Origin of the sequence: Peterkaempfera bronchialis, from assembly GCF_003258605.2 — a bacterium.
Classification (GTDB): domain Bacteria; phylum Actinomycetota; class Actinomycetes; order Streptomycetales; family Streptomycetaceae; genus Peterkaempfera; species Peterkaempfera bronchialis.
The window spans coordinates 3,423,379-3,449,217 of sequence record NZ_CP031264.1; the positions used below are offsets into that span (position 1 = coordinate 3,423,379).

Consider the following 25,839-nt stretch of genomic DNA (forward strand, 5'->3'; position numbering starts at 1 on the left):
TGGGGCGGCGTCGCCGCAGAGGCCGGGTGGTCTGCCGTCGCACCCGGGCGAGCCGTCACCCCTCCCGCGCCGCCGGGATGTACGCGGTCACCGGTGGGGCCGAGGCACGCTCGGCCTCCCGCCGCGCGGCGGCCGGGAGCAGCCGCGCGATCATGGCCAGCCCCAGCAGCATCGGCCCGTAGAGCCAGCAGAACGCCCAGCGGTAGGAGTCGGCGGTGTGGACGCCTCCGGAGCTGACCGCGTCCAGCAGCACGCCGATGCCCAGCAGGGTCACCGCCGTGGCCACGAAGCCGCCCACATTGACGATGCCGGAGGCGGTGCCCAGCCGCTCCACCGGGTTGGCCGGGCGCGCGTAGTCGAACCCGACCAGGGACGCCGAGCCATTGCTGCCCATGAAGGTGATCAGGGTGACCAGCAGCCACATCGGCGGATGCCCGCCCGGCCAGGCCAGCGCCACGGCCCAGAGCGCGCCGGTGCCCAGCACCACGGTCAGCACGATCGGGGTACGGGCGCCCGGTCGGCGCGAGACCAGCTGGCCGAAGAGCAGCCCGCAGGCCATGCTGCTGACCACCAGCAGGGTGAGCAGGCCCGCCGCCGTACCGCGCGACAGCTGCTGACCCTCCACCAGGTACGGCATCCCCCAGAGCAGGCCGAAGGCATTGGCCGGGAACTGGGTGGTGAAGTGCACCCACATGCCCAGCCGGGTGCCGGGCTCCCGCCAGGCGGCGCGGATCTGCGGCACCACCGGCACCCGGACCCGGGGGGTGCGGCGGGCCGACGGGTCGGCGGCGGTACGGGCCCGGCCGCGCGGCCGGAACGGCGAACCGCTCTCGGGGCTGTCCCGCAGCAGCGTCGCCACCAGGGCGAGGACGGCGATGCCCAGCAGGGCGGTGGCGGTGAAGGTGGCGGTCCAGCCCCGGCTGTGCAGCAGCTGGGCCAGCACGGCGGTGGAGACCAGGTTGCCGCTGAGTCCGACCAGGCCGGTGATCTGGGCGATCAGCGGATTGCGGCGCGCGGGGAACCAGCGGGCGGCCAGCCGCAGCACGCTCACAAAGGTCATCGCGTCGCCGCAGCCCAGCACCGCGCGGGAGACCAGCGCCGGGGCGAAGCCGGTGGACTGGGCGAAGCCGAGCTGACCGAGCGTCAGCAGCACCACGCCGAAGGTGAGTACCCGCCGTGGCCCGAGCCGGTCCACCAGCAGCCCCACCGGTATCTGCATCGCGGCATAGACCAGCACCTGGAGGATGGAGAAGGCGGACAGCGCGGACGCGCCCACCCCGAACCGGTCGGCCGCGTCCAGCCCGGCCACGCCCAGGCTGGTGCGGTGGACCACGGCGAGCGCATAGACGCAGGCGCCGATCCCCCAGGCCAGCCAGGCGGCGCGGCCACCCGGCGGCTCGCCCGCCGGGGCCGTGGCGCAGCGGGCGGGCCGCCGCACGGGGTCGGACTCCGGCGGTGCGGCCGCCTCGGCGGGGCCGGGCACGCTCGCGGTCACGGCGGTCTGCTCCTCTTCTGTACGTGTCCGTACCTGCTGTGCGGGGGCTGGTTCCGGGGCTCGGGGCTTGACCGATGTCACGGGGCGGCGGAGCTTCGCAGCAGGACGTCCAGGCGTTCCACATGACGGGAGACCAGGCGCTCGGCGGCCTCCCCGTCGCCCTCCCGCAGGGCGTCCAGGATGTCGGCGTGGTCGGAGAGGTTCAGCCGGACCCGCTCCGGCCGGGCCCGCATCACCTGCACCCCCATCCGCAGCTGGCGGTCGCGCAGCTGGTCGTAGAGGTGCTCCAGGATGCGGTTCCCGGCGGCGGCGACGATGGTGTGGTGGAAGGCGCGGTCGACCGCCGACGCCCCTTGCAGGTCGCCCGCCTCGACCAGGGCCCGCTGCTCCGCCAGCAGGTCGGCGAGGCGGCCCAGCAGCTCCGGGGAGGCCGGCAGCACCTTGCGTACGGCATATCGCTCGACCAGCAGCCGGGTCTCCACCACATCGGCGATCTCCTGCGCCGACACCGGCAGCACCAGGGCGCCCTTCTTGGGATAGAGCTTCAGCAGCCCCTCGGCCTCCAGCCGCAGCAGGGCCTCGCGGACGGGGGTGCGGGAGACGCCGACCGCCTCGGCGATCTCCCCTTCGACCAGCAGGGTGCCACCAGCGAAGGTCCGGTCGAGCACGGACTGCTTGACATAGCCGTAGACGCGGTCGGCTGCGGGAGGGGCTTTGGGATGCATGATGCATCCATCATAGATGCAACAGCTTCCCCGGTCTGCGTCACCTCAGGACGGTCCAGCGCACGGTTCTGGTCATCCAGCGGTCGCGGAACTCCTCGTCACGCACCCGGTCGGTGGTGTCCCGCACCGTCGCGGTGACCGTCACCGGCCGCCCGCCGGGCAGCCCCGGCCCCCGCAGCCCCAGCCCTGCCAGGTCCAGCTGCGCCAGGTCCAGCCAGGTGCCGTCCGCCGACCCGGGCCGCACCGGGTGCCCGTCCACCTGCCAGCTGATCCGCAGCTGCCGGTCGCCGACCAGCGGCACCGGCCGCACCCGCAGCAGGGGACGCCCGGAGACCTCCCCGGCGGCCGGCCTGACCCCGTCCAGCGGATCGACCCGCCGGTACAGCGCCTCGATGATCGCCTCCTGCGACGGCGGGTTGTAGTCGCCGCCGAGCGTCCGCATCACCGAGTCCCGGGTCGGCCGGAAGAGCCCGTTGCCTCCTCGGTACGCCCCCACCACACCTCCGTCCGGGGACGCCGCGCCCAGCCAGCGCCACCACTTGGTGCGGCCGCGCCGCATGGCCTCCTCGTCATCGGTGGAGAGGTTGGGGTAGCCCGCGTCGGCCGGGGCGCTGTCGTACTCGTCCCCCAGGTCGCCCAGGGTGTGGCCCATCTCGTGCTGGATGATCCGACTCGCTTCGGGGCTGCCGCCCGACAGCGTGGTGACCCCCGCGCCGCCCGCACCCCCGTAGCGGGTGGAGTTGGCAATCGCGATCACATAGTGCGGGCCGGGCACCGGCCCGGCCAGCCGCTCGGCCTCGTCCTCGTCCACACAGAGCAGCCGGGCGGTGCCGTCGCACCAGAAGTGCATCCGCAGCGGCGAGGGCACCGCCCGCGTGGCCGCCCGCTGCTCGCGGATGCCCGGCACCGGCGAGACGACCTCCACCCGCCTTATGTTGAAGAAGCGCTGGTAGGTGCGGAACGGCTCGATCTGCATCAGCGCCCGCCACGCCTGGTCGGACTCCTCCCGGAACAGCCCCAGCTGGCCCGCCGTGTAGCCGTCGCCCAGCAGCACCAGGGTGATCCGGTTCCGGGGATCGCCGGTGCGCCGTATGTCGACGCCGGGCCCGCCGCCCTCCCCCTGGTCGCCCTCGCCGCCCCGGGTCGGCGGCGGCACCAGCCGCCCGGACCCCGGCTCCGGGGACCGCACCGCCGCACCGAACGGCCGCAGCGGCTCCGCACCGATCAGCAGCACCGGCAGCGCCACCACCGCCAGCAGGGCCAGCACGGCCCTGGCACGGCCCTGCCGTCCTGCGCTGCCGGGCATGGGAAACCTCGCTGGCCGGGGGTGATCGACCCGCGAAGTCGTACCCGCCCCGCCGCTCCCGGCCGCCCGCCACGCCGCAAGGTCACCGGAAGAGAGCAAGGGCCCCGCGCACGGGGAAGGGCCCCCGCCGTTGCCGGCGGAGGCCCTTCTCGGTCAAGCCCAGGCCCGGTTCAGCCCAGGCCCGGTTCAGCCCAGTCTCGGTTCAGCCCAGTCCCGGTCAGCCCCAGGTGATGAGGCGCTTGGGGCGTTCCAGGATCGCGGCCGTGTCGGCCAGGACCCTGGAGCCCAGCTCGCCGTCGACCAGGCGGTGGTCGAAGGAGAGGGCCAGCGTGGTGACCTGGCGGGGGACAACCTTGCCCTTGTGGACCCAGGGCAGCTCCCGGACCTGTCCGACGGCGAGGATGGCGGCCTCGCCGGGGTTGAGGATGGGGGTGCCGGTGTCGACGCCGAAGACGCCGACATTGGTGATGGTGACCGTGCCGCCCTGCATGTCGGCGGGCGGGGTCCGGCCCTCGCGGGCGGTCTCCACCAGGGACTGGAGGGCGGCGGCCAGCTCGGTGAGCGTCTTGGCGCCGGCGTCCTTGATGTTGGGCACCAGCAGGCCGCGCGGGGTGGCCGCCGCGATGCCCAGGTTGACCTGCGCCTTGTAGACGATCTCCTGGTTGGGCTCGTCCCAGGCGGCGTTGACCTCCGGGTGGCGCCGGATGGCGATCAGCAGCGCCTTGGCGACCAGCAGCAGCGGGGAGACCCGGACCGGGCCGAGTTCGCCGGACTCCTTGAGCTTGCGCACCAGCTTCATGGTGCGGGTCACGTCGACCTGGACGAACTCGGTGACATGCGGGGCGGTGAAGGCCGAGGCCACCATCGCCTGCGCGGTCGCCCGGCGGACGCCCTTGACCGGGACCCGGCGGTCGCCGGCGGCCTGGGCGGGCGCCGGCAGCTCGACCGGGGCGGCAGCCGGGACCTCGGCCTGCTGCGGGGGGGCCACGGCGGCGTGGATGTCGTCCCGGGTGATGGTGCCGTTGGGGCCGGAGGGGGTGACGGCGCGCAGATCGACGCCGAGGTCCTTGGCCAGCTTGCGGACCGGCGGCTTGGCCAGCGGCCGGGCCGTCTGCTCCGGGGCGGGCACCGCAACCGGCACCGCGGCCGGAACCGCGACCGGCACTGCGACCGGAACCGAGACCCGGGCCGGAGCGGGGGCCGGAGCCACAGCGGCGGCGGGCGCGGCGGCGGCAGCGGCGACCGGGGCGGTCGGCGCCTTGCGGGGGCGGCGGCGGGCGGTGGCGGTACGCGGGCCGTAGCCCACCAGCACCTCGCGCCGCTCCGGCTCCTCCTCCGCTGCGGGCTCGGCCGCCGCCGGGGCGGCCTCGGGCGCGGCGGCCGGAGCGGCGGGCGCGGCCCCGCCGGCGGTGGCCACCGCGATGATCGCGGTGCCCACGTCGACGGTGGTGCCCTCCTCGAAGAAGAGCCGCTGCACCACGCCGTCATAGGGGATCGGCAGCTCCACGGCGGCCTTGGCGGTCTCGACCTCGCAGACGACCTGGCCGTCGGTGACGGTGTCGCCGGGCTGGACGTACCACTTGAGGATCTCGGCCTCGGTGAGGCCCTCGCCCACGTCCGGCATCCGGAACTCGCGGACCTGCTGCACATCGGTGGTGGTCATCGGTCTCCTCCGGCTCAGAAGGCCATGGCGCGGTCGACGGCGTCGAGCACGCGGTCCAGGTCCGGCAGGAAGGTCTCCTCCACCCGCGACGGCGGGTACGGCGCGAAGTAGCCGCCGACGCGCAGCACGGGCGCCTCCAGGGAGTAGAAGCAGCGCTCGGTGATCCGCGCGGCCAGCTCGGCGCCCATGCCCAGGAAGACCGGTGCCTCGTGGACCACCACGGCGCGGCCGGTGCGCTGCACCGAGGCGGCGAGGGTGTCGAAGTCGACCGGGGAGAGCGAGCGCAGGTCCACGACCTCCAGGCTACGGCCGTCCTCCTCGGCCGCCGCGGCGGCGTCCAGGCAGACCTTGACCATCGGCCCGTAGGCGATCAGCGTGGCGTCCCGGCCGGGGCGGACCACCCGGGCCTCGTGCAGCCGGGACGGGGCACCGGCGGCGTTCGGGTCCAGCTCGGCCTTGTCCCAGTAGCGACGCTTGGGCTCCAGGAAGACCACCGGGTCGTCGCAGGCGATGGACTGCCGCAGCATCCAGTAGGCGTCGACCGGGTTGGAGGGGGTGACCACCTTGAGGCCCGCGGTGTGGGCGAAGTACGCCTCGTGGGACTCGCTGTGGTGCTCGACCGCGCCGATGCCGCCCGCGTACGGGATGCGGATGGTGATCGGCAGCTTGACGTGGCCGAGCGCCCGGGCGTGCATCTTGGCCAGCTGGGAGACGATCTGGTCGAAGGCCGGGTAGACGAAGCCGTCGAACTGGATCTCCACGACCGGCCGGTAGCCGCGCAGCGCGAGGCCGATGGCGGTGCCGACGATGCCGGACTCGGCGAGCGGGGTGTCGATCACCCGGTCCTCGCCGAAGTCCTTGTGGAGGCCGTCGGTGACCCGGAAGACACCGCCGAGCTTGCCGACGTCCTCGCCCATGACCAGCGTCCTGGGGTTGGCCTCCAGCTCCTTGCGCAGGGCCTCGCCCAGCGCCTTGACCATGGTGAAGCTGCTCATCAGCGGGCCTCCCCGCCCTCGAAGGAGGCCGCGTACGCCTCGTACTGGGCACGCTCCTCGTCGACCAGCGCGTGGCCGTCGGCGTAGACATTCTCGAAGATCGCCGAGGGGGACGGGTCCGGCATGGTCCGTACGCCCTCGCGGACCCGGCGGGCCAGCTGCTCGCTCTCCGCCTCGACGGAGTCCAGGAAGTCCTGGTCGGCCCAGCCCTGGCGGGCCAGGTGCGCCTTGACCCGCTCGATGGGGTCCTTGAGCTTCCAGGACTCCAGCTCCTCGGCCAGCCGGTAGCGGCTGGGGTCGTCGGAGGTGGTGTGGGCGCCCATGCGGTAGGTGAACGCCTCGATGAGCACCGGTCCGTTGCCGCTGCGGGCGTGGTCCAGCGCCCAGCGGGTGACCGCGAGGCAGGCCAGCACGTCGTTGCCGTCGACGCGGATGCCGGGGAAGCCGAAGCCGGAGGCGCGGCGGTAGAGGGGGACCCGGGTCTGCTTCTCGGTGGGCTCGGAGATCGCCCACTGGTTGTTCTGGCAGAAGAAGACCACGGGGGCGTTGTAGACCGAGGCGAAGGTGAACGCCTCGTTGACGTCGCCCTGGCTGGAGGCGCCGTCGCCGAAGTAGGCGATCACCGCGTCGTCCGCGCCGTCCTTGGTGATGCCCATGGCGTAGCCGGTCGCGTGCAGCGCCTGCGAGCCGATCACGATGGTGTAGAGGTGGAAGTTCTTCTCGTTGGGGTCCCAGCCGCCGTGGTTCACGCCGCGGAACATGCCCAGCAGGTTGAGCGGGTCCACGCCCTTGCACCAGGCGACGCCGTGCTCGCGGTAGGTGGGGAAGGCGTAGTCGCCGGGCCGCATGGCCCGTCCGGAGCCGACCTGGGCGGCCTCCTGGCCGAGCAGCGAGGCCCAGAGGCCCAGCTCGCCCTGGCGTTGCAGGGCGGTGGCCTCCGCGTCGAAGCGGCGCACCAGGACGAGGTCGCGGTAGATCGCGCGCAGCTCCTCCGGTGTGGTCTCCAGGGAGAAGCCGGGGTGCTCGATCCGCTCGCCCTCAGGGGTCAGCAGCTGGACGAGCTCGGGCTCCGGCGGCGACGCGATGGGGCCGGAGCGGGAGGGCCCCCGCTTCCTGCGGGTTCCGGGGGCCTTCTTGGGCACTCCCGCCGTGCTGTCGACGGTCACGTTCACTCCTCGGTCTGTCCGGCCTCCGGGGTCGCCGGCAACCGGTCCGACATCCTCCCGTTCGGCCGCCTCCTTCGGCGGGCCTCCTCGCAGGTTCCGCGCGGGGTGTGCGCGCAAGTGCGAAGCGGGTGGCGGTCTGCGCCCCCGGGGGCGACCCGCAGAGAACGTTACCCAGCGGAAGCGTGAAGTGCGCTTGAGCTTGGACGTCCTAGTTGTTCTGCGGTGCCCGTCGGTGCACGAGCGCACGGTATCCGGCGCCACCGGGTCGGCGTAAGGGGTCCAGCGAGGAACTTCGGCCGTTCTGCCGCACGGTCGGGAGGAGCGGGGCAAGGCGAAGTGGACATGCCATTGAGGCCGGGCCATGCCCTACCGGCCGGTACCGGAAGCCGGCAGGGGATGGTGACGTTTCATCAGGCTGCGCCGCCACATCCGTCACAGCAGTACCATCAGTCACGTGATCAACGGTCAGAACATTGACCGCCGCAACCGGACGGGCCGCATTCCCCGGCCCGCCCCGCCCGCCGACGACGCCGCCGGGGCCCTGCTGCGGCGCTACGACGCCGGCGAGCCGATAGGGGTCTCCCCCGTGGCGGAAGGTCTGCTCAACCACGGCTACCGGGTCCTGACCACCGCCGGCACCTACTTCCTCAAGTGCTACATCGACGGCACCACCGCGGCCCCGGCCGCCATCGCCGCCCAGCACCGGGCCACCGCCGCCCTGCACGCCCTCGGCCTGCCCACCGCACCCCCGGTGGCCGCCCGGGACGGCCGTACGGTGGCGGCGTTCGCCGGACGCCGCTACGCCCTCTTCCCCTGGATCGAGGGCGGACACCGGGCCGGCCATGAACTCAGCCAGGACCAGTGCGCCGAGCTGGGCACCCTGCTCGGCCTGGTCCACCTGGCCCTCGCCCGGGTCCACCCGCCGGTGCTCCAGCCCCTGGTGCAGCCGACCGCCGACCCGGTACAGACCGAGGAGCTGATCGAGGAGCTGCTGGCGCTGGCCGCCGCGCACCGCCCGCACGACGACCTGGACGAGCTGGCCCGGCAGCGCCTGCTGGAGCGGCGCGGCCTGCTCGCCGCGTACGGGCACCGCCGGCCGCGCCCCGAGGCGGCCCCGCCGACCGGCTGGGTGCACGGCGACTTCCACCCGCTGAACCTGCTCTACCGGGGCCCGGACCCGGTGGCCATCCTCGACTGGGACCGGCTGGGCCTCAAGCCCCGCGCCGAGGAGGCCGTACGCGGCGCCACGCTCTTCTTCCACCACCCGCTGACCGGGGCGCTGGACCTGGTCCGGGTGCGGCGCTTCTCCCAGGCGTACCGGGCGGCGGGTGCGGCCACCGCCGAGGAGATGGCCGCCGCGGTGCACCGGGTGTGGTGGGAACGGCTGAACGACTTCTGGATGCTCCAGTGGCGCTACCAGCGCGGCGACCACCGGGCCGACCCGCTCTTCCCGGCGGCGGCGGCGCAGATCGTCTGGTGGTGCGAGGAGTACGAGCAGGTGCTGGACGCGTACACCAACTGACGTACACCACTGACGTACACCAACTGCGCCGACCGAGGCGGGGTCGCACCGGGTGGGGACGGCCGGACACCGGCCCGGCAGGGGTCGGCCCCCGGCCCGGCGGGTGCCGGGGCGGGGGCCGGAGGGTGGAGCCTCAGGACGTGGTGCCGTCGCCCCCGTTCTCGCCGCCCCCGGCGACGACGCCGCCGGGGGCGGGCTGGCTCGGGTTGCCGCTGGCCGGGCCGCCGTCGGAGCCACCGTCGCCGCCGCCGTCGGTGGTGCCACCGGTCGCCCCGCCGCCCGGCTCGGTGGGAGCCGTCGACGGCTCGGTGGTGGCGGGCGGCTTGGAGGTGGGCGGCTGCGAGGTGGGCGGCTGCGACGTCGGCGGCTCGGACGTCGGCGACTCCGAGACGGACGGCTGGGGATTGGGTACGCCCCCGCCGGTGCCGTACGGCGTCTCGCCGCTCCCGCTCGGAAGCTCCGGGTCGTCGCTCGGCGTCGAGGAGTCGCCGGGCACGCTCTCACCCGTCACCGAGGGCGACGGCGAGCCGGTGTCCGGGGGCGTGGCGCCCTTGGTGCCGCCGTGCGAGCTGAGTATGGCGGCGACCACCGCCACCGCAGCCGCCGCAGCCAGCGCCAGCGCCATCAGCGGCCCGCGCCGACGGGGCGGCGGCTCATCGCCGCCACCGCCGGGTCCGCCCGCTCCCGGGCCGCCGCCGTATCCGCCCCCGGGGTGTCATACGGCTGGTACGCGGGGCCCAGCGCCGTCCGGGCGGTGCCCATCGGCGGGGTACCGGCGGGGTTGAACTGCTCGGTCATCGCGTCGGAGCCGGTCGGCGGGGTGCCGCCGGGGTGACCGGACCCTGCGGCCGCCAGTCCGGCGGCTGCGGCGGCGGCAGCGGCGGAACCCGCCGTGTAGCCGGTGCCGGGGTCGCCGTGCATCTGCCGCAGCACCTGCTGGACATGGGCGCGGAACTCGTCGGCGGTCTGGAAGCGGTCGTCCGGGTCCTTGGCAAGCGACCGCAGAACCAGCCCGTCCAGCTGCGGCGGCACCCGGTGGTTGGCCTGCGACGGCGGCACCGGGTTGTCCTGCACATGCTGGTACACCACGGAGAGCGGGGTGTCACCGGTGAACGGCGGCCGCAGGGTGAGCAGCTCATAGAGCATGCACCCGGTGGCGTACAGGTCGGAGCGGTGGTCGACGGCCTTGCCGAGCGCCTGCTCCGGGGAGAGGTACTGCGGCGTGCCCATCACCATGCCGGTCTGGGTCATGGTGCTGGCGGCGCCGGTGAGCGCCCGGGCGATGCCGAAGTCCATCACCTTCACCGCGCCGGCGGTGGTGATGATGACATTGGCGGGCTTGATGTCACGGTGCACGATGCCGTGCCGGTGGCTGTAGCCCAGCGCCTCCAGCACCCCCGCGATGATGATCAGCGCCTGGTCGACCGGCGGCGCCTCCTCGTCCACCAGCAGGTCGCGGACGGTGCGGCCCTCCACCAGCTCCATGACGATGTACGGCATGGAGTCGCCGCTGGGCAGCGCCTCCTCGCCGGTGTCGTACACCGCCACCACCGCGTGGTGGTTGAGCGAGGCCACCGAGTGCGCCTCGCGCGTGAACCGCAGCCGGGCCACGTCGTCCTGCGCCAGCTCGGTACGGAGCAGCTTCACCGCGACCGTGCGGCCGAGCCGCAGGTCCTGCGCGCCGAAGACCTCCGCCATACCGCCCCGGCCGAGCCGCCGGGTGAGGTGGTAGCGCCCCTCGCCGACGGTTCCGAAGTCGCCGTCGGTGCCCTGGCCCGGGGTGCCGGGGGCACCGAAGCCGGAGCGGCCCGGCCCACCGGTGCCGTGCCCGGCAGCGGGTGTGTGGGGAGTGTCCGACATGCCGGCCGCCGTACGGCCGCCGTGGGACACGGCGTCCTGCTCTTCCGGGGCGGCATACGGTGGCTGCGCACGGGTGGTGTCGCGGCCGTCGCCGTCTCCCGTGTGCGGGGTCTCTGCCATCACTCCTCGCCGTCCGTCGTCGGCCTGAATTCGATCACGCTCTCGTCTCAGTCTCGGGTCCGCCGGGGCCGGCAGCCGGGTCGGTCCCTCCTGCCCGTACCGGGCGGGGAGGGCGGATTCCTGCTGTGCACGCTACCGCCTTCGCGAAGCGTCTGTGACGGCTGAACCCCTCGTGGGGCGCCTACCCGGACACCACAGGGCGCGCGCTCACGCGCCGGGCGCGTGGCCGGGCGTGTGCGCCCCGGTCCGCAGTCGGACGATCGCCTCCGGACCGCCCGGCGGCGCCGGGAACCGCATCCCCGTGTAGCCGTAGTCGGTGGTCGTGGAGGAGGTGCCGTCCTCGACATCGGTGACCACGATCGCCACGATAATGCCGATCAGGACCAGCACCCCCACGATCACCCCGATCACCACCATCGCCGTCCCGCAGCCGTTGCCGCTCGGCTGCGGGGGCCGAGGCGCGAACGGGACGGGCGGGGCGAACGCCCCCGGCGGCGGCGTGGGCATCCCCATCCGGGCGGGCTGCCCCGGCTGCATGGGCTGCATGGGCCGCAGCTGCTGCATCGGTGGCATCTTCTGCATGGGCTGCATGGGCTGCATCGGTGGCATCTGCTGCGGCATCGGAGCCTGCATCGGACCGGGCATCGGCGCGGCTGCCTGCGGCCGGAACCCCGGGGGAGGCGTCTGCACCGGCCGCTGCTGCGGGGACCCGTACGGCGGGGGCGGTGTCTGCGGGGTCGGTGTCTGCGGGGTCGGAGTGTGCGGCAGCGGTGTGTGCGGCAGCGGGGCGTGCGGCGGCGGGGCGTGCGGCGGCGGGGTGCCGTGGCCGAAGGGCGGCGCCGGGGACGGCTGGTACGGCTGCCGCACCTGGTCCGGCGTCGGCGTCCGCAGCTCCCCCGTCACCTGCGGGAAGACCGCCGACGAGAGCGGCCCGCCCGGCCCCTGGCCATGCGCGGCACTGGGACCGCCGCCGATCACCAGCGGCGTCGTCCCGCCCTGCTCACCGGAGGCCGCCCGCCGCACCTCGTCGCGCATCGCCTCGGCGGTGGGGAAGCGGTGCGCCGGGTCCTTGCGCAGTGCCCGGGCCACCAGGGCGTCCACCGCCGGGGTGACCGCCCGGTTGACGCTGGACGGCGCCGGCGGCTGCTCCTGCACATGCTTGTACGCGATGGAGAAGGCGGTGTCGCCGTCGAACGGCAGCCGCCCGGTGATCAGCTCGAAGAGCATGCACCCCACCGAGTAGAGGTCGGCCCGGGCGTCCACACTCCGGCCCAGCGCCTGCTCGGGGGAGAGGTACTGCGGGGTGCCCACCACCATGCCGGTCTGGGTCATCGAGGTCACCCCGGACTGCAGGGCGCGCGCGATGCCGAAGTCCATCACCTTGATGTCGCCCTTGGGCGTCACCATCACATTGGCCGGCTTGATGTCGCGGTGCACCAACCCGTGCTCATGCGAGACGACCAGTGCGGCGAGCACATCCGCTGTGACCTTCAGCGCACGGTCGGCGGGCATCGCGCCATGCCGCTCGATCTCCTGGCGCAGCACGCTGCTGAGCGAGGTGCCCTCGATGTACTCCATGACGATGTACGGCACCGTGACACCGTCGGTGTCGGCGTCCTCGCCGCTGTCGTACACCGCGACGATATTGGCGTGGCTCAGCCGGGCCACGGCCTGCGCCTCGCGGCGGAACCGCTCGCGGAAGGAGGACTCCCGGCCCAGGTCGGTGTGGAGTGTCTTCACCGCCACCGGGCGGTCCAGCACCGTGTCGTGCGCGAGGTGGACGGCGGCCATACCGCCCTGGCCCAGCAGCTGCCGCAGGACGTACCTGCCGTGGCCCACCGCCCGCAGGCCGACGTGCGCACCGTCCGTGGTGCCGTCCTCGCCCATCGTCCTCAACATCCCCCTCGCCTGCCGCGCCGCCGCTGTACTGCCGCTGCGTACGCGTGGTGTCCGGACCGGCCGAAGGGCACCGCGGCCCTCGGCAGGGGCCAGGCTATCGGCACGCTCCGACGTCCGTACCGGGGCGTGCGATCGTACTGCGCACGCCCCGGTACACGAGCCCGGTGCCGAACCGGTTCCGGGCGTACCCCCGCACCCCGGGGTCCGGAGGTTCTGGAGGTTCTAGAGGTTCTAGAGGTAGGGACCGGACCGCATGCCCCGGCCGGGCTCGCCCGGCTCCTCGCCGAGCTGGCCGCCGGCCCCGGGCGGCAGCGCCCGGCGCATCTGCTCCAGCTGGGCCCTGGCCGCCATCTGCTGGGCGAACAGCGCCGTCTGGATGCCGTGGAACAGCCCCTCCAGCCATCCCACCAGCTGGGCCTGCGCGATACGCAGCTCGGCCTCACTGGGGATGGTGTCGTCGGTGAAGGGCAGCGAGAGCCGCTCCAACTCCTCGACCAGCTCGGGCGCCAGACCCTGCTCCAGCTCCTTGATGGAGCTGGCGTGGATGTCCTTGAGGCGGACCCGGCTCGCCTCGTCCAGAGGCGCCGCGCGCACCTCCTCCAGCAGCTGCTTGATCATGCTGCCGATCCGCATCACCTTCGCCGGCTGCTCCACCATCTCGGTGACCGGCAGCTCACGCGGCTCCTCCCCCTCACCGCCGCCGGAGAGGCCACGGCCCATCCCGGAGGCACCGCCGACGGCCAGGCCGTCCGGGCCGACGATCAGGACGTGAGGGCCGTCTTCCGGCCGTTCGTTCATCGGCGTGTTCATGGGCGCCATTCTTCCTCACGGGAATCCTCGGGGGGCGCCTGCCCCTGGGGAAGCCGCTCAGCGGCGGCGCAGTCGGAAGCCCACCAGCGCCACCCCGAACCCGATCATGGTCATCCCCATACCGAGCGGCAGGTAGGTGCCCGCTGCCACCGAGGAGAACGGCGGAGCGGTGGCGCCGATCCCGGTCGCCTCGGCCTCCCCGCCGTCGCCCTCCTCCGCGTCGGCGGGCCCGGTCCCGGTCTGCCCCGCGCCGACCGGACCGACCGGACCGGCCGAACCGGCCGGGGCGGGCCGGGCGGCGGCCGCCGGGCCCCGGGACCGGCCGACGGCCGGCGGGGCGACCGCCGGCTGCCGGGCCGCCGGGGGCGGGCGCAGCACGCTGTGCCGTGGCCGGGGCAGGGCGGAGGGGTCCTCGGAAGGGCTGCCGGACGCAGTGCCGGACGGGCTGGCGAAGGGGCTGCCGAAGGGGCTGTCGGAGGCCGGCGGCCGGGCGGGCACGGCGGAGCCGGGTACGGGACCGGCGCCGTCACCGCCGTCGGCGCGGGCGGCGGGCGGAGCGGACTCCGGCCCTGCGGGCAGCTCCGCCGGCTCCCCGGTCGCCTGTGCGGGGACACCGCCTCGGTCCGGCCCTGAGGGCCCGACGGTCGGCAGGGGCGCTGCGGGCGACACGGGCGATGCGGAGGCGCCGGGCCGGTGCGGGACCAGGGTCGGCAGGGCGGCGGCCCACCCCGGGGTCCGGCCGCCCACGGCCGCTCCGGCCACTCCGGCCGCTCCGGCCGAAGCAGCCGAGGCGCCCGGACCGGAGCCGACATACGCCGGGGGCCGTTCACCGGGCCGGTCGCCCTCGGCGGCCACCGCCGAGGGCGACATCAGCGCGGCGGCGGCGAGGCCGCCGCAGACCGCCAGCAGTACCGAGGGCGGCACTCTCGTCCCCCGTGGCCGGCGGCCCGGACGGGACTGGAGCGGTATCCGAAGCGGTATCCGCAGCGGTATGGCGCGACGGGGCCGCCACCGCAGCCCGGCGGACGGCGAGGTGCGCGGGGAGGCAGGGCGGGGCGGGTACGGACATGCGGTCACTGGCGGGCGTCCTTCCGACGGCCGCCCCTCGCAAGCGGCGGCACCGGGCAAGGCCGGCGGCGCCCAGGACCTCGGCGCCGCTACCGTCCGACCTGCACAGCGTGGTCGAACGGTTCCTCTCCAGAGTCGCACAAGTGAACATATCGGTCATATCGATCACCCTCGGACCCCGCCCCGGCCGATACGACCCGGCTCAGACCGTCAGCAGGATCTTGCCGATATGCGCACTGCTCTCCATCAGCCGGTGCGCCTCGGGCGCCTGGGCCATCGGCAGCGCCCGGTCGATCACCGGACGGACCCGGCCCGACTCGATCAGCGGCCAGACGTGCTCGCGCACCGAGGCCACGATCGCCGTCTTCTCGTCCAGCGGCCTGGCCCGCAGGCTGGTCGCGGCGATTGCGGCCCGCTTGGTCAGCAGCTTGCCCAGGTTCAGCTCCGCCTTGGCGCCGCCCTGCATACCGATCACGACCAGTCGGCCGTTGACCGCCAGCGTGTCCAGGTTCCGCTCCAGGTACTTCGCCCCGATCACATCCAGGATCACATCGGCGTTCCGCCCGTCGGTCGCCGCCGCGACCTCCGCGACGAAGTCCTGCTCGCGGTAGTTGACCAGGATGTCCGCGCCCAGCGCCCGGCAGGCGGCCAGCTTCTCCGCGCTGCCGGCCGTCACGGCCACCTTGGCGCCGACCGCCTTGGCCAGCTGGATCGCCATCGTCCCGATGCCGCTCGACCCGCCGTGCACCAGCAGCGTCTCCCCCGGCCGAAGGTGCGCGACCTGGAACACATTGGACCAGACCGTCGAAACGACCTCGGGCAGAGCCGCCGCCTCGGCCGGGTCCAGGCCCTTGGGCACCGGCAGCAGCTGCCCGACCGGTACGGCGACCTTCTCCGCGTACCCGCCACCGGCCAGCAGCGCGCACACCTCGTCGCCCACCGCCCACCCGGCCGCACCCGGCCCGAGGGCCGCGATCCGTCCGGAGCACTCCAGCCCCGGGTACCGGGACGCGCCGGGCGGCGGGTCGTAGAAGCCCTGCCGCTGGAGGACGTCGGCCCGGTTCACCGCGCTCGCCGCCACCTCGACCAGGACTTCGCCCTCGCCGGGCACCGGATCGGGCACCTCCGCCCACACCAGCGCGTCGGGACCACCGGGCTCGGGAATCGTGATCGCTCGCATGGCAAGGACGCTACCCAGGACGGCGCGGCCTGCCCCTCCCAGGCAGCGGAGATGCGGCGCGGATACCGCCATCGGGTGGGCCGCTGCGGGCGGGAAAGCGGTGTCCGGAATCATGGAGGGTGTGCCTACTGAACGGGCGGCCGCCACCCGAGCGGCCCAAGACGACGCCAGAGAGAACCTCGTGCACGGCACCGGGGCTGGAGGTAGGCGGCGATGACCGCGCGCAAGCCGCCGCCTGAGGGCAGGCTGGCTCTGGTACTCCGATCGCTGCGCCGCCGCACGCTGGACGAGGCCGTCCAGGACGCGGAGGCGGGGCGGGGCATCTCGATGCCGACCGCGGCCGTCTCCCTCCCGGCCCGCCAGGTGCTCAGGCGGCTGCTGATGGCGCTGCTGGTCCTGGCGCTGACCACCCTGATCGTGTGGCTGGACCGCGCCGGCTACCACGACAGCGCCGACGAGAGCATGAACCTGCTGGACTCGGCCTACTACGCCACCGTCACCCTCTCCACCACCGGCTACGGCGACATCACCCCGGTCAGCGCCTCCGCCCGGCTGGTCAACATCCTGGTGATCACCCCGCTGCGGGTGCTCTTTCTGATCATCCTGGTCGGCACCACGCTTGAGGTGCTGACCGAGCGCACCCGCCAGCAGCTGCGGGTCCATCGTTGGAGGTCCGGTATGCGCGATCACACCGTCGTCGTCGGCTACGGGACCAAGGGCCGCAGCGCCGTCCAGACCCTGCTGGGCCAGGGCTGCTCCACATCCGATGTCGTGGTGGTCGACCCGCAGGAGCGGGCCGTGCAGGCAGCGAACAACGACGGGCTGGTGGGCATCCTGGGCGACGCCTCCCGCTCGCAGATCCTGCTCCGGGCCGAGATCCAACGGGCCGCCCGGGTGATCGTGGCGACCCAGCGCGACGACACCGCCGTCCTGGTGACGCTCACCGCACGGCAGCTCAACAAGCGGGCCACCATCGTGGTGGCGATCCGCGAGGACGAGAATGTGCCGCTGCTCCGGCAGAGCGGCGCCGATGTCGTGGTGACCAGTTCCAGTTCGGCGGGCCGGCTGCTCGGCATGTCGATGATGAGCCCCCGGGTGGGTGCGGTCCTGGAGGACCTGCTGACCTACGGCAATGGGCTGGATGTGGTGGAACGCCCGGTCACCAGGGCCGAGTCGGGGAAGTCACCGCGCGAGTGCGCGGACCTCGTGGTGGCGGTGGTGCGCGGCAGCAGGCTGCTGAACTTCAGCGACCCGGAGGCCGCGACCCTGCAACTCACCGACCGGGTCGTCACCATCAAGCACGCCAAGGGAGGCAACGGAGGCAGCTGACCGGCGCTGCGCTGCTCGCCCTGCTCCCTGGGGTCAACGGCCCGGTACCGCCAGCAGTTCGACGGGTACGGCCGCCGGGAGGCCGCCGGGCGGGACCACCGCCAGCGCGTCGGCGAGTGCCAGGCCACGCAGCATCGCGGGCCCGTCGAAGGCCAGCGGGTGCGCGCCCTGCTCGGTGAGCCGGACGGGCAGCAGCCGGGTGTCGCGCGGGTGTCCCGGCAGTTCGGCGGCGGTCGGCACCCGGCGGGGCGACCCGTCGGCGTGTCCGCCGAGGGCGCGCAGCAGGGGCACGGCCAGGGTGGCGGCCCCGGCCACGGCGGCCAGCGGGTTGCCGGGCAGGCCCACCACCCGGCGGGCGGGGGTGCCGGGGGCGGGGGCGGGTTCGAGTTCGAGTTCGGCGAGCAGCATGGGGTGGCCGGGACGTACCGCGACCGAGTCCACCAGCAGCCGGGCGCCGACCTCGGTGAGCGCCTGGTGCAGGAAGTCCACCGGTCCGGCGGCGGTGCCGCCGGTGGTGACCACCACGTCGGCCGGGGAGTGCCGAAGGGCGTCGCGGAGCAGCCCGAGGTCGTCCTTCACCATGCGGCGGCCGATCACCCGGGCTCCGCAGGCGTCCAGCCAGGGCAGCAGCAGCGGGCCGAGCGCGTCGCGGACCAGGCCGTCGCGCGGCGGTCCGGCCTCCAGCAGCTCATCGCCGAGCAGCAGCAGTTCCACGGTCGGGCGGCGGTGCACGGTGAGCCGGTCGTAGCCGGTCGCGGCGGCCAGGCCGAGCACGGACGGGGTCACCGAGGTACCGGCCGGCAGCAGTGGTTCGCCGTGGCGGCACTCCTGGCCGCGCGGGCGCACATCGCGGCCGGGTGCGGCGGGGTGGGGGGCGCGGTCGTGCAGGAGCGCGCCGCCCTCGCCGTCCTCGCGCCGCTCCACCGCGCCGTGCTCCCGGCGCAGTACGGCGGTTGCGCCGGGCGGGAGTTGGGCGCCGGTGGCGATCCGTACGGCGGTGCCGTCGGCCAGCGGGCCGGTGGGACTCTGACCGGCCAGCAGGCGGCCGTGCAGCCGCCAGGGGCCGGGGCCCGCGACGGCCCAGCCGTCCATGGCGGAGGTGTCGAAGGGCGGCAGGTCGGTGCGGGCGACCAGGGGCTGGGCGAGGGCGTGGCCGAGGGCGTCGCACAGGTCCAGGTCGAGGGTGGGCAGCGGGTGGCCGCCGGACCGCCGGGCGGTGCGGCGGGCCTGCGCCCACGGCAGGTCGGGGGCGGGCCGCTGCCGCGCCCCCGGGTCGGGCGCGGCCGGGGGCGCGTCCCAGTCGAAGGGGGCGCCGGAGTCACGGGGGGCGTCGGTGCCACGGGGGGTGCCGCTCACGGGTACCGGCCCTTTCATCCGGGGCCGTCGCCGTCGTGGTGCTCGGCGGCCCACCGCTCGGCCAGCGCCGCCGCCCGGCGGCTGGCGGCGGCGACCGCCTCGCTGCCGCCTCCGGCGCGGGCGGCGGCATAGCCGACCAGAAAGGCGGTCAGCGGCGCGGCGGGACGGGCCACGCCGTGCGCCACGACCTTGGTCATGTCGAGCAGTTCGCGGATGTCGACGTCGAGGTCGACGCCCAGTTCGGTCTTGGCTTCGTTGATCCAGTCATCCAGCACGTCGCCCATGTAACCGGATTCCCCGGCGGGCGGCATCCGCCGCCCCGCCCGAGTCGCCGGGCAAGGACCCGCAGGGGCCGGCAGGGACCGGCTCAGCGGGTCCGCCGCTGAGCCGCCGCCAGCTGCTCCCAGGTGTCGCAGTCGTAGGAGACGCCGTCCGGGTCGGCGAGCCGGACGGTGTCCAGCGCCCCGACCAGCCGCCGCAGCGGCAGCCCGTCGGCCCGGCCGCCGTGCTCCGCCGTCAGGGCGGCCAGCGCGGCGCGCAGCGGCGCCGCCCGGTAGGCGGCGGCGAGCGGCTGGTCGCGGCCGTCCGCGTCGACCAGTACGGCGGCGTCGGCGTCCCCCGCCGCGAGGGCGTCGGCCAGGCGCCGCACCGTCTCCCCGTCGAGGAACGGCAGGTCGGCGGCGAGCAGCAGCACCACCGGCGCGGTGGTGTGCGGCAGCCCGGCGGCGACCGCCGCCACCGGTCCGCCGCCCGGGGGGTCCTCCCTGGCCCAGCGCACCGGGCGGCCGGGGGTCTCCCGGGCGGGGCCGACGACCACGGTGCGGCGTGCCCCGGAGCAGGCGGCCAGCACCCGGTCCAGCAGGGTGGCCTCCCCCACCCGCAGACCCGGTTTGTCGGCCCCGCCCAACCGCCGGGCGGCGCCGCCCGCCAGGACCACCGCGTCGTACCCGTTCCCGTCGCCACCGCGCTGCTGCTCCATGGCCCGAGTGTGACTCGTCCGCCGAGGCCGGGTGCCGCCGCCTTCCCGCTGTCCGCGCCGCCCGCTGTCCGCTGACCGCCGGCCGCTGTCCGCGCGGACCGCTATCCGCGCGCCCCGCCCGGGTGCCAGGGCTCGACCCCGGTCACCACCTGCGTGCCCTTCAGCGCCGACTCCTCGACGGCGAGGGCGATCAGGTGGTCCTGACACCCCTGCGCCAGCGGGTAGGGCGCCGGGCCCTCGTCCCGGGCCCACGCCCCGGTCGCGGTCATCAGGGACGCGATGGCGATCTCCTCGTCCATGAGCCGCAGGCCGAGGAAGGGGTTGCGGTAGACGACCTCGCCGTCGAAGGCGATGTGCTCGGTGTCGTAGCCGTCGAGGTTGAGGTCGTGTCCGAGCTGTGAGCGCAGCAGCGCGGACTTCAGGATCGTGCGTTCCCCGGCCAGTCGGACCACGGTGTCGTCGGCCAGCTCGCCGTGACTGCCGCGGATGACGATCCGTCGTAGCCGCAGCTGGTTGTGCCACTGGTTGTCGGTGAAGTCGTACAGGCCCGAGGCCCCGCCGCCGAAGTCCAGGGTGGCGAGCGTCGTGGCCGCGTCCTTGGGGGTCGGGTCGCCGGTCCAGCCGTCCCGGGTCAGCGGGTCGACCAGCGGGGCGACCAACCGCGAGGCGGAGACGGTCACCGGATCGAAGCCGACCCCCAGCAGCCCCCGCATCATCGACACCGCGTGGTACATGTGCGTCGAGGAGACCTGCACGCTGGTGGGCCGTCCGAGCACGCCGCGTTCGACGAGCGCCCGGCGGGCGGCGTGGCCCGGCATCAGCAGGTACTGCTCGGCGACCTGCACCAGGTCGCTGCCGCCCACCCGGGCCCAGAGGCGGCGCAGCCCGTCGGCGTCCGGTGCGGGCGGGGTCTCGCTGAGCACCCGGACACCGGACTCGGCCAGGGTGGCGACCACCTCCGGGTTGACCGGCCAGGGCACGCTGCTGATGACGAAGTCGGGGCGCTGCTTGCCAACCAGTTCCTCCGGAGAGAGGTAGGCGGGCACCTTCCACCGCCGGCTGATGTCGTCGGCGGTCTCGGCCCGCCGGACCGCCGCTCCCACCAGAGTCAGACGGTCCGGGAGCAGGCTCGCCAGGCGGACGAAGAACTCCGCTCGCCAGCCGCTGCCGACAACGCCGAAAGTCACAGCTGTGGTCATGGTGGTTGGTCTCAGACTTCCGCTCGCGGGATAGGGGCAAGGCCGTCCTACCCGCGCACAGCCGTTCGGCAACGTACGCCGAAACGTACGCCGAGTCGTACCGCGTGCCGCGCACCGCAGAATAAGATGCACTTGCAATTATTTCCCGCGCTGCTTACGGTCGTCCCACAACCGATTCAGCCGTCGCGAGCCCAGCGAGGACACCCATGAGCGCTCTCTTCGAGCCCCTCACCCTGCGCAGCCTCACCATCCCCAACCGGGTGTGGATGGCTCCCATGTGCCAGTACTCCGCCTCCCCCGAGGGGGCCGACACCGGCGTCCCGGGCGACTGGCACTTCCAGCACCTGGCCTCGCGCGCGGCCGGCGGCGCGGGGCTGATCCTGGTCGAGGCCACCGCCGTCCTCCCCGAGGGCCGCATCAGCACCCATGACCTCGGCCTCTGGAACGAGCGGCAGCAGCAGGGCTTCGCCCGGATCACCGCCTTCCTGGAGCAGCACGGCACCGTCCCCGGCATCCAGCTCGCCCACGCCGGACGGAAGGCCGGCGACGGACAGCCCTGGACCACCGACGGCGTCCTCGCCCCCGAGGACGGCGGCTGGCAGGCCGTCGCACCCAGCGCGGTGGCCTTCGGCGACCGGCCCGTACCCCACGAGCTGGACACCGACGAGATCCAGCGCATCGTCCAGGCCTTCGCCGACGCCGCCCGCCGCGCGCTCGCCGCCGGCTTCAAGGTGGTCGAGGTGCACGGCGCCCACGGCTACCTGGTCCACTCCTTCCTCTCCCCGTACGCCAACCACCGCACCGACTCCTACGGCGGCACCCCGCAGAACCGGATGCGCTTCGCCCTGGAGGTCGTCGAGGCGGTACGCGCCGTCTGGCCCGACGAACTGCCCCTCTTCTTCCGCACCTCGGCCACCGACTGGCTGTCCGGCGACACCGACGACCAGCGGGAGGGCTGGACCGGCGAGGACACCGTCCTGCTGGCCAAGGAGCTCCAGGCCCGAGGCGTCGACCTGCTCGACGTCTCCACCGGCGGCATCGCACCCGACGCCCGCATCCCGGTCGCGCCCGGCTTCCAGGTGCCCTTCGCCGAGACCGTCCGCAGCCTGACCGGACTGCCCACCGGAGCGGTCGGCCTGATCACCGAGCCCGAGCAGGCCCAGGAGATCGTGGCCTCCGGCCGGGCCGACGCCGTCCTGCTCGGCCGGGAGCTGCTGCGCAATCCGACCTGGCCTCAGCAGGCCGCCCACCGGCTGGGAGCCACCGTGCCCCGACCCGAGCAGTACGCCCGCGCCCACTGACCCACCGCATCCGGCGACCCGAGCCCGGTCAGCTCGCCAGCCGCAGGTGCTGGCCCGGCTGGATCATGTCCGGGTTGCTGCCCAGGATGTCCCGGTTCATGTCGTACAGGGCGTGCCATCCACCGTGGACGTGGGACTGCTGGGCGATGGAGGAGAGCGAGTCGCCCGAGTGCACCGTCCAGTAGGCGCTTCCCGGGGCGGGCACCTTCACCGGCATCAGCGCCAGCACCGACAGCGGCGGCTGTCCCTGCATGGCCGAGATGTGCGGGGCCCGATGCGGCAGCCGGGTGGCCGTGGTGTGCAGCGTTGGCCGGGCCTCTCCCCGGGAGGCCCGTCCGCACACCGGCCATGGGGTGAGCCCGCGCGCCTCGACGATCCGCTCACCGACCGCGATCTGCTCCTCGCGGGTCGCCAGGTCGGCGCGCGGCGCGAAGTGGCGGCCGCCGTAGTTCTCCCAGGTGCCCTGGGTCATCTGCAGACCGCCGTAGTAGCCGTTGCCGCTGTTGATGTCCCAGCGGCCGCCGCTCTCGCAGCCGGCGATCCGATGCCAGTCGGCGCGGTCACTCGACGCGGGAGCGGCGGCTGCTGCCGGCGCCCCGGCCCGCACCCCGGCTGCCGCCGCGGCGGCCTGGCTGACCAGTCCCATGGCGGTGAAGACCGCCAGCAGGATCGCCAGCACGGCGATGGCGGCACGCATCGGAGAGAACGACGGCATCGGATGACTCCTTCGGTTCTGCGCTGCGGACGACGGCGTGGAGCGACGCCTGTCCTTCTCCAGGGAGCACGCTTACGAGCCGAAAGTCCGACATACGACGGCCGATCAGACGCTGAACGGTCCAGCAGATTCCCTCTCAGGGGTGACCGGTCGGTGACCGGCCGTCAGTCGGACTCTGTGAAAAACACCTCACCGCCACCGTTCGGCAGTGAGAAGGCGAGCAGCCGCAGCCCCTCCCGCTCCACCGCCTCCCGGTCGGCGGCGGACAGCGGCTCGAAGAGTTCCACCCGCAGCCTCGGCACCGCCCCGCGATCCCCGGCGATCCGCCAGATTCCCCGCACCAGGCCGTCGGTGAGGACCGCGCCCCGCACCAGGCCGTTGCTGGTGCACACCCGCTTCCGGTAGGCGTCCGGCAGCACCCGGGTGCGGTCCGCATGCGAGAGCAGCAGATTGTCGAACTCCGCCAGCAGCCGTACCGGGACCGGCGTTTCCGGGTCCGGACGCGGCGCGTCGGGCAGGTCGTAGAGGATCGCGCCGCTCTCGTCCCGGAAGACGCACAGCCGGGGCCGCAGCCGCTCCAGCACCTCCCGAAGCCGCGTCAGCCCCGACCACGTCTGCACATCCCGGACGGTCGCCGGACCGAACGCCGCCAGGTAGCGCAGCACCATCGCATCCACAGGCGGCTCGGCCACCAGGGGCAACCCCAGCCAGGCCGCCGCCGTGGTGTGCGCGGCCGGGCCGCTCGCACCCCACACCCCGCGCGGCGGCACCTGCACCAGCGGCAGCAGGCACCGTACGGTCATCGCCAGCGCCGAAGGGTCGCACCCCGGCCAGCGCTCCGCCAGCAGCGCGCCCAGCCCCTGGAACGTCAGCGGACGCTCCTCCACCAGCTCCCGACCCGCCTCGGCTAGCGCCCCCAGGTCCACACCGGCGAGCTGCCCGCCCCACTGGGTCCGGGCGGTGCGCTCCAACTGCCGTTGCAGCACCGGGCGCAGCGCCAGGCAGTCCGCTGCGGTGACCAGGTGGATGGTGCCGCGCATCAGTGCGATCCGGACCACCGAGCGGTCCTCCACCAGCCGCGACAGCTCCTCCGGCCGGAAGCCCTCCACCCGGTTCCACAGCCCGACATAGGGCGGCTTGGGGTCCTGCGCCTGGAGCCCCACCAGCCGCTCCACCACCTCTGCGGCGGACAGTTTATGACGTCTCGTCAGCAACTGCCGCTCCAGCAGCGCGCGGTTCAGCGCCCGCCGCCCCAGGACGGCTCCGGTACTCGTCTCGGCCATGGCGCCACGCTAACCACCCATGCGGACGAGATCTGTCCTCCTTCCGGGACTCGTCGCGGCACACGGCCCCACCGATCCGGACGTGGCCTGTACCGCCGCCTGACCGCCCGGGGCGAAGGTCAACTCCTCACGGCCGGAAGGTCTTTCGCAGGAGCTCGCTGAACTCGGCGGGGTGCGTGGTCAGGCCGGTGTGCCCGCCTGGAAAGTGCCGGAGTTCCATGCCGAGACGCTCGGCCAGGAAAGCGGCCGGACGGTAGGGCAGCTCGCCGCGTGAGTCCTGACCGCAGGCGAGCACAAGGCGGTCCGACAGCGCCTCCAGCCGGTGGATGTCCGGGGCGTAGGACATAAAGCCGGGCACGATGCGCCCGACGAAGTACGGCAGGTCGGCCATCGTCTGCTCGGCCCGCGCCGCTGCGTGCGGCGGAAGCCTGATCTCGGCCTTCGGCTCGGTGGTGTCGCCGTCCTTCTTCAGGCCCGCAGCGAAGACGGCCATCGCCGGCATAAGCCCCTGGGTGCGGAACGTCGTCTGCACGCGCGCGATGAGCGCGCGGTGTTCGGAGGCGTCCGGCAGGACCTCCACTACCGGCGGCTCGTGCGCCACGACGCGTTCCACGCATTCGGGATGGGCGGTGAGCAGGTGCAGGGCGGTGATCGCGCCCGAGCTGGCGCCGAACACCCGGGCGGGCTCACCGGGCGACAGCAGCTCCAGCACCCGGAACGCGTCATCGGCGTGCTCGGCCACTCGCTGTTCGGCCTCGGGGTCGTCCAGCGTGCTGCGGGACATGCCGCGCGGGTCGTAGGTCGCGACGGTGTATTCGGTGGCCAGGTCGTCGGCGATGCCGTCGAAGGACGCCGCACCGCCCGTCCCTCCGGGGATCAGCAGCAGCAGCGGACCCTGGCCGCGTACTTCATAGTGCAGGGTCGCGCCGTGCACCTGCAGGCTGCCGATGGTCGGACCGGTCATGCGGGGTCTCCCTCCCGGGACGGGGGCCAGTGCTCCAGCAGGACGTGCAGGGCGTCGAGGGCGCGGACCCAGGACTGCTGCGGCGCACGCTCGTACGCGAAACCGCCCGCGGCCTCCAGGGCGACGAACCCGTGGAATGTGCTGCGCAGCAACCGGACCGCGTCGGTCAGGTCGGGCTCGGGCAGTCCGTAGCCGCGCAGCATGCCGTAGGTCAGCTCGACCGCGCGTCGTGGCCCGGGGGCTGTCGCGACCAGCTCAGGGTCGATCCGGATCGGGGTCTGCGTCGCCATATAGCGGCCCGGATGCTGGTGGGCGTACTCCCGCCAGGCGTTCGCAAACGCGACCAGCGCGTCCTTGCCTGCCCGCCCTGCGGTCGCCTCCGCGATGCGGATCGTCTTCTCGTCCGCCGCCAGCAGCGCGATGCGTCCGCGCAGATCCTCCAGGCTGCGGACGTGCGTGTAGAGGCTCGCATCCTTCACGCCGAGCCGCCGCGCCACCTGCGACATGGTCACCTGGTCCAGCCCGACCTCGTCCGCCAGCTCGGCGCCCGCGACCGTCACCCGCTCCGCCGTCAGCCCGGCCCGTGCCATACGCCCTCCCCAAGACCCTAGGTTGACTAGTTATAGCCTAGGACCCCTAGGAACGACAACGCGGATGACTGGATGAGGGTCCGGCCGGGTCTTGCTGGTTCTTCTCGGCGGCCGTCGTGGGCTTTGCCGCCGCCTGGTGGCAGGGTTGCTCCACGCTCGGCGTGGTGGCGCTCACGTCGCGGGGAACGCCTGACGTGGAGGCGGGTCAGGCGTCGATGGCCGCCTGTGAAACCGACGGCAGCTCCACCCACCGATCTCACCGAGTCTTCTCCGGCCCGCCCAGCGAGCGAAGGTGTTGCCGGTGACCTACCGGT

General features: G+C 74.0%; 19 protein-coding genes and 2 pseudogenes. 3 read left to right on the top strand and 18 right to left on the bottom strand.

Features of this window, described 5'->3' with window-relative positions:
* Positions 1-55 precede the first annotated feature (55 nt).
* The 6 genes from C7M71_RS15160 to pdhA all read right to left on the bottom strand — a co-directional run bounded on the left by C7M71_RS15160 (position 56) and on the right by pdhA (position 7,350).
* Positions 56-1,495: an MFS transporter gene (locus tag C7M71_RS15160; RefSeq protein ID WP_111488614.1), complete on the bottom strand. Its 1,440-nt coding sequence runs from the start codon at positions 1,493-1,495 to the stop codon at positions 56-58.
* A gap of 77 nt (positions 1,496-1,572) precedes the next feature.
* On the bottom strand, positions 1,573-2,220 hold the full coding sequence (locus C7M71_RS15165; RefSeq protein ID WP_111488612.1) for a GntR family transcriptional regulator: 648 nt from the start codon (positions 2,218-2,220) through the stop codon (positions 1,573-1,575).
* Positions 2,221-2,260: 40 nt separating this feature from the next.
* Complete coding sequence (locus tag C7M71_RS15170; RefSeq protein ID WP_111488610.1) at positions 2,261-3,526, bottom strand: M64 family metallopeptidase; 1,266 nt, start codon at positions 3,524-3,526, stop codon at positions 2,261-2,263.
* A gap of 217 nt (positions 3,527-3,743) precedes the next feature.
* Positions 3,744-5,189, bottom strand: coding sequence for a dihydrolipoamide acetyltransferase family protein (locus tag C7M71_RS15175; RefSeq protein WP_114914376.1), 1,446 nt, complete (start codon positions 5,187-5,189; stop codon positions 3,744-3,746).
* A gap of 14 nt (positions 5,190-5,203) precedes the next feature.
* Positions 5,204-6,184, bottom strand: coding sequence for an alpha-ketoacid dehydrogenase subunit beta (locus C7M71_RS15180; RefSeq protein ID WP_111494946.1), 981 nt, complete (start codon positions 6,182-6,184; stop codon positions 5,204-5,206).
* Positions 6,184-7,350, bottom strand: a complete 1,167-nt coding sequence (pdhA, locus tag C7M71_RS15185) for a pyruvate dehydrogenase (acetyl-transferring) E1 component subunit alpha (RefSeq protein ID WP_111494948.1) — start codon at positions 7,348-7,350, stop codon at positions 6,184-6,186. Before pdhA ends, C7M71_RS15180 begins: the two co-directional genes overlap by 1 nt.
* A gap of 454 nt (positions 7,351-7,804) precedes the next feature.
* On the opposite strand from pdhA, the gene C7M71_RS15190 reads away from it, so the two are divergent.
* On the top strand, positions 7,805-8,872 hold the full coding sequence (locus tag C7M71_RS15190) for a phosphotransferase enzyme family protein (RefSeq protein WP_407675904.1): 1,068 nt from the start codon (positions 7,805-7,807) through the stop codon (positions 8,870-8,872).
* Positions 8,873-9,005: 133 nt separating this feature from the next.
* On the opposite strand, the pseudogene C7M71_RS15195 reads toward C7M71_RS15190, so the two are convergent.
* The 5 genes and pseudogenes from C7M71_RS15195 to C7M71_RS15215 all read right to left on the bottom strand — a co-directional run bounded on the left by C7M71_RS15195 (position 9,006) and on the right by C7M71_RS15215 (position 15,809).
* Positions 9,006-10,732 (bottom strand): annotated as a pseudogene (locus C7M71_RS15195) (protein kinase domain-containing protein).
* Positions 10,733-11,059: 327 nt separating this feature from the next.
* Positions 11,060-12,739 carry a protein kinase domain-containing protein gene (locus tag C7M71_RS15200; protein ID WP_111494952.1) on the bottom strand — a complete coding sequence of 560 codons (1,680 nt, stop codon included), beginning with the start codon at positions 12,737-12,739 and terminating at the stop codon, positions 11,060-11,062.
* A gap of 243 nt (positions 12,740-12,982) precedes the next feature.
* Positions 12,983-13,561, bottom strand: a complete 579-nt coding sequence (locus C7M71_RS15205; protein ID WP_111494954.1) for a bacterial proteasome activator family protein — start codon at positions 13,559-13,561, stop codon at positions 12,983-12,985.
* Positions 13,562-13,618: 57 nt separating this feature from the next.
* Positions 13,619-14,485, bottom strand: a complete 867-nt coding sequence (locus tag C7M71_RS15210; protein WP_114914377.1) for a hypothetical protein — start codon at positions 14,483-14,485, stop codon at positions 13,619-13,621.
* A 346-nt stretch (positions 14,486-14,831) separates the two neighbouring features.
* Complete coding sequence (locus C7M71_RS15215) at positions 14,832-15,809, bottom strand: NAD(P)H-quinone oxidoreductase (protein ID WP_111495168.1); 978 nt, start codon at positions 15,807-15,809, stop codon at positions 14,832-14,834.
* Between the two features lie 213 nt (positions 15,810-16,022).
* Here C7M71_RS15215 and C7M71_RS15220 point away from each other — a divergent pair, with 213 nt between their 5' ends.
* Positions 16,023-17,138 carry a potassium channel family protein gene (locus C7M71_RS15220; protein ID WP_111495170.1) on the top strand — a complete coding sequence of 372 codons (1,116 nt, stop codon included), beginning with the start codon at positions 16,023-16,025 and terminating at the stop codon, positions 17,136-17,138.
* 33 nt (positions 17,139-17,171) lie between these two features.
* Here C7M71_RS15220 and C7M71_RS15225 read toward each other — a convergent pair whose 3' ends face one another.
* The 3 genes and pseudogenes from C7M71_RS15225 to C7M71_RS15235 all read right to left on the bottom strand — a co-directional run bounded on the left by C7M71_RS15225 (position 17,172) and on the right by C7M71_RS15235 (position 20,672).
* A complete protein-coding gene (locus C7M71_RS15225) occupies positions 17,172-18,494 on the bottom strand; it encodes a molybdopterin molybdotransferase MoeA (protein ID WP_229758739.1) in 1,323 nt (440 codons plus the stop codon).
* Positions 18,495-18,508: 14 nt separating this feature from the next.
* A pseudogene (locus tag C7M71_RS15230) lies at positions 18,509-19,473 on the bottom strand (NTP transferase domain-containing protein).
* 101 nt (positions 19,474-19,574) lie between these two features.
* Positions 19,575-20,672 carry a Gfo/Idh/MocA family protein gene (locus C7M71_RS15235; RefSeq protein ID WP_111491231.1) on the bottom strand — a complete coding sequence of 366 codons (1,098 nt, stop codon included), beginning with the start codon at positions 20,670-20,672 and terminating at the stop codon, positions 19,575-19,577.
* 206 nt (positions 20,673-20,878) lie between these two features.
* Here C7M71_RS15235 and C7M71_RS15240 point away from each other — a divergent pair, with 206 nt between their 5' ends.
* Positions 20,879-21,973: an NADH:flavin oxidoreductase/NADH oxidase gene (locus C7M71_RS15240; RefSeq protein ID WP_111491232.1), complete on the top strand. Its 1,095-nt coding sequence runs from the start codon at positions 20,879-20,881 to the stop codon at positions 21,971-21,973.
* A 28-nt stretch (positions 21,974-22,001) separates the two neighbouring features.
* Here the strand turns inward: C7M71_RS15240 and C7M71_RS32905 are convergent, their stop codons facing one another.
* The 4 genes from C7M71_RS32905 to C7M71_RS15260 all read right to left on the bottom strand — a co-directional run bounded on the left by C7M71_RS32905 (position 22,002) and on the right by C7M71_RS15260 (position 25,525).
* On the bottom strand, positions 22,002-22,688 hold the full coding sequence (locus tag C7M71_RS32905) for a LysM peptidoglycan-binding domain-containing protein (RefSeq protein ID WP_111491233.1): 687 nt from the start codon (positions 22,686-22,688) through the stop codon (positions 22,002-22,004).
* 164 nt (positions 22,689-22,852) lie between these two features.
* Entirely contained in the window at positions 22,853-23,971 is a 1,119-nt protein-coding gene (locus tag C7M71_RS15250) for a winged helix DNA-binding domain-containing protein (RefSeq protein WP_111491234.1), read from the bottom strand.
* Between the two features lie 127 nt (positions 23,972-24,098).
* A complete protein-coding gene (locus C7M71_RS15255; protein WP_111491235.1) occupies positions 24,099-24,935 on the bottom strand; it encodes an alpha/beta fold hydrolase in 837 nt (278 codons plus the stop codon).
* Positions 24,932-25,525 carry a TetR/AcrR family transcriptional regulator gene (locus C7M71_RS15260; protein WP_111491236.1) on the bottom strand — a complete coding sequence of 198 codons (594 nt, stop codon included), beginning with the start codon at positions 25,523-25,525 and terminating at the stop codon, positions 24,932-24,934. The genes C7M71_RS15255 and C7M71_RS15260 overlap by 4 nt, the downstream gene beginning before the upstream one ends.
* Positions 25,526-25,839 lie beyond the last annotated feature (314 nt).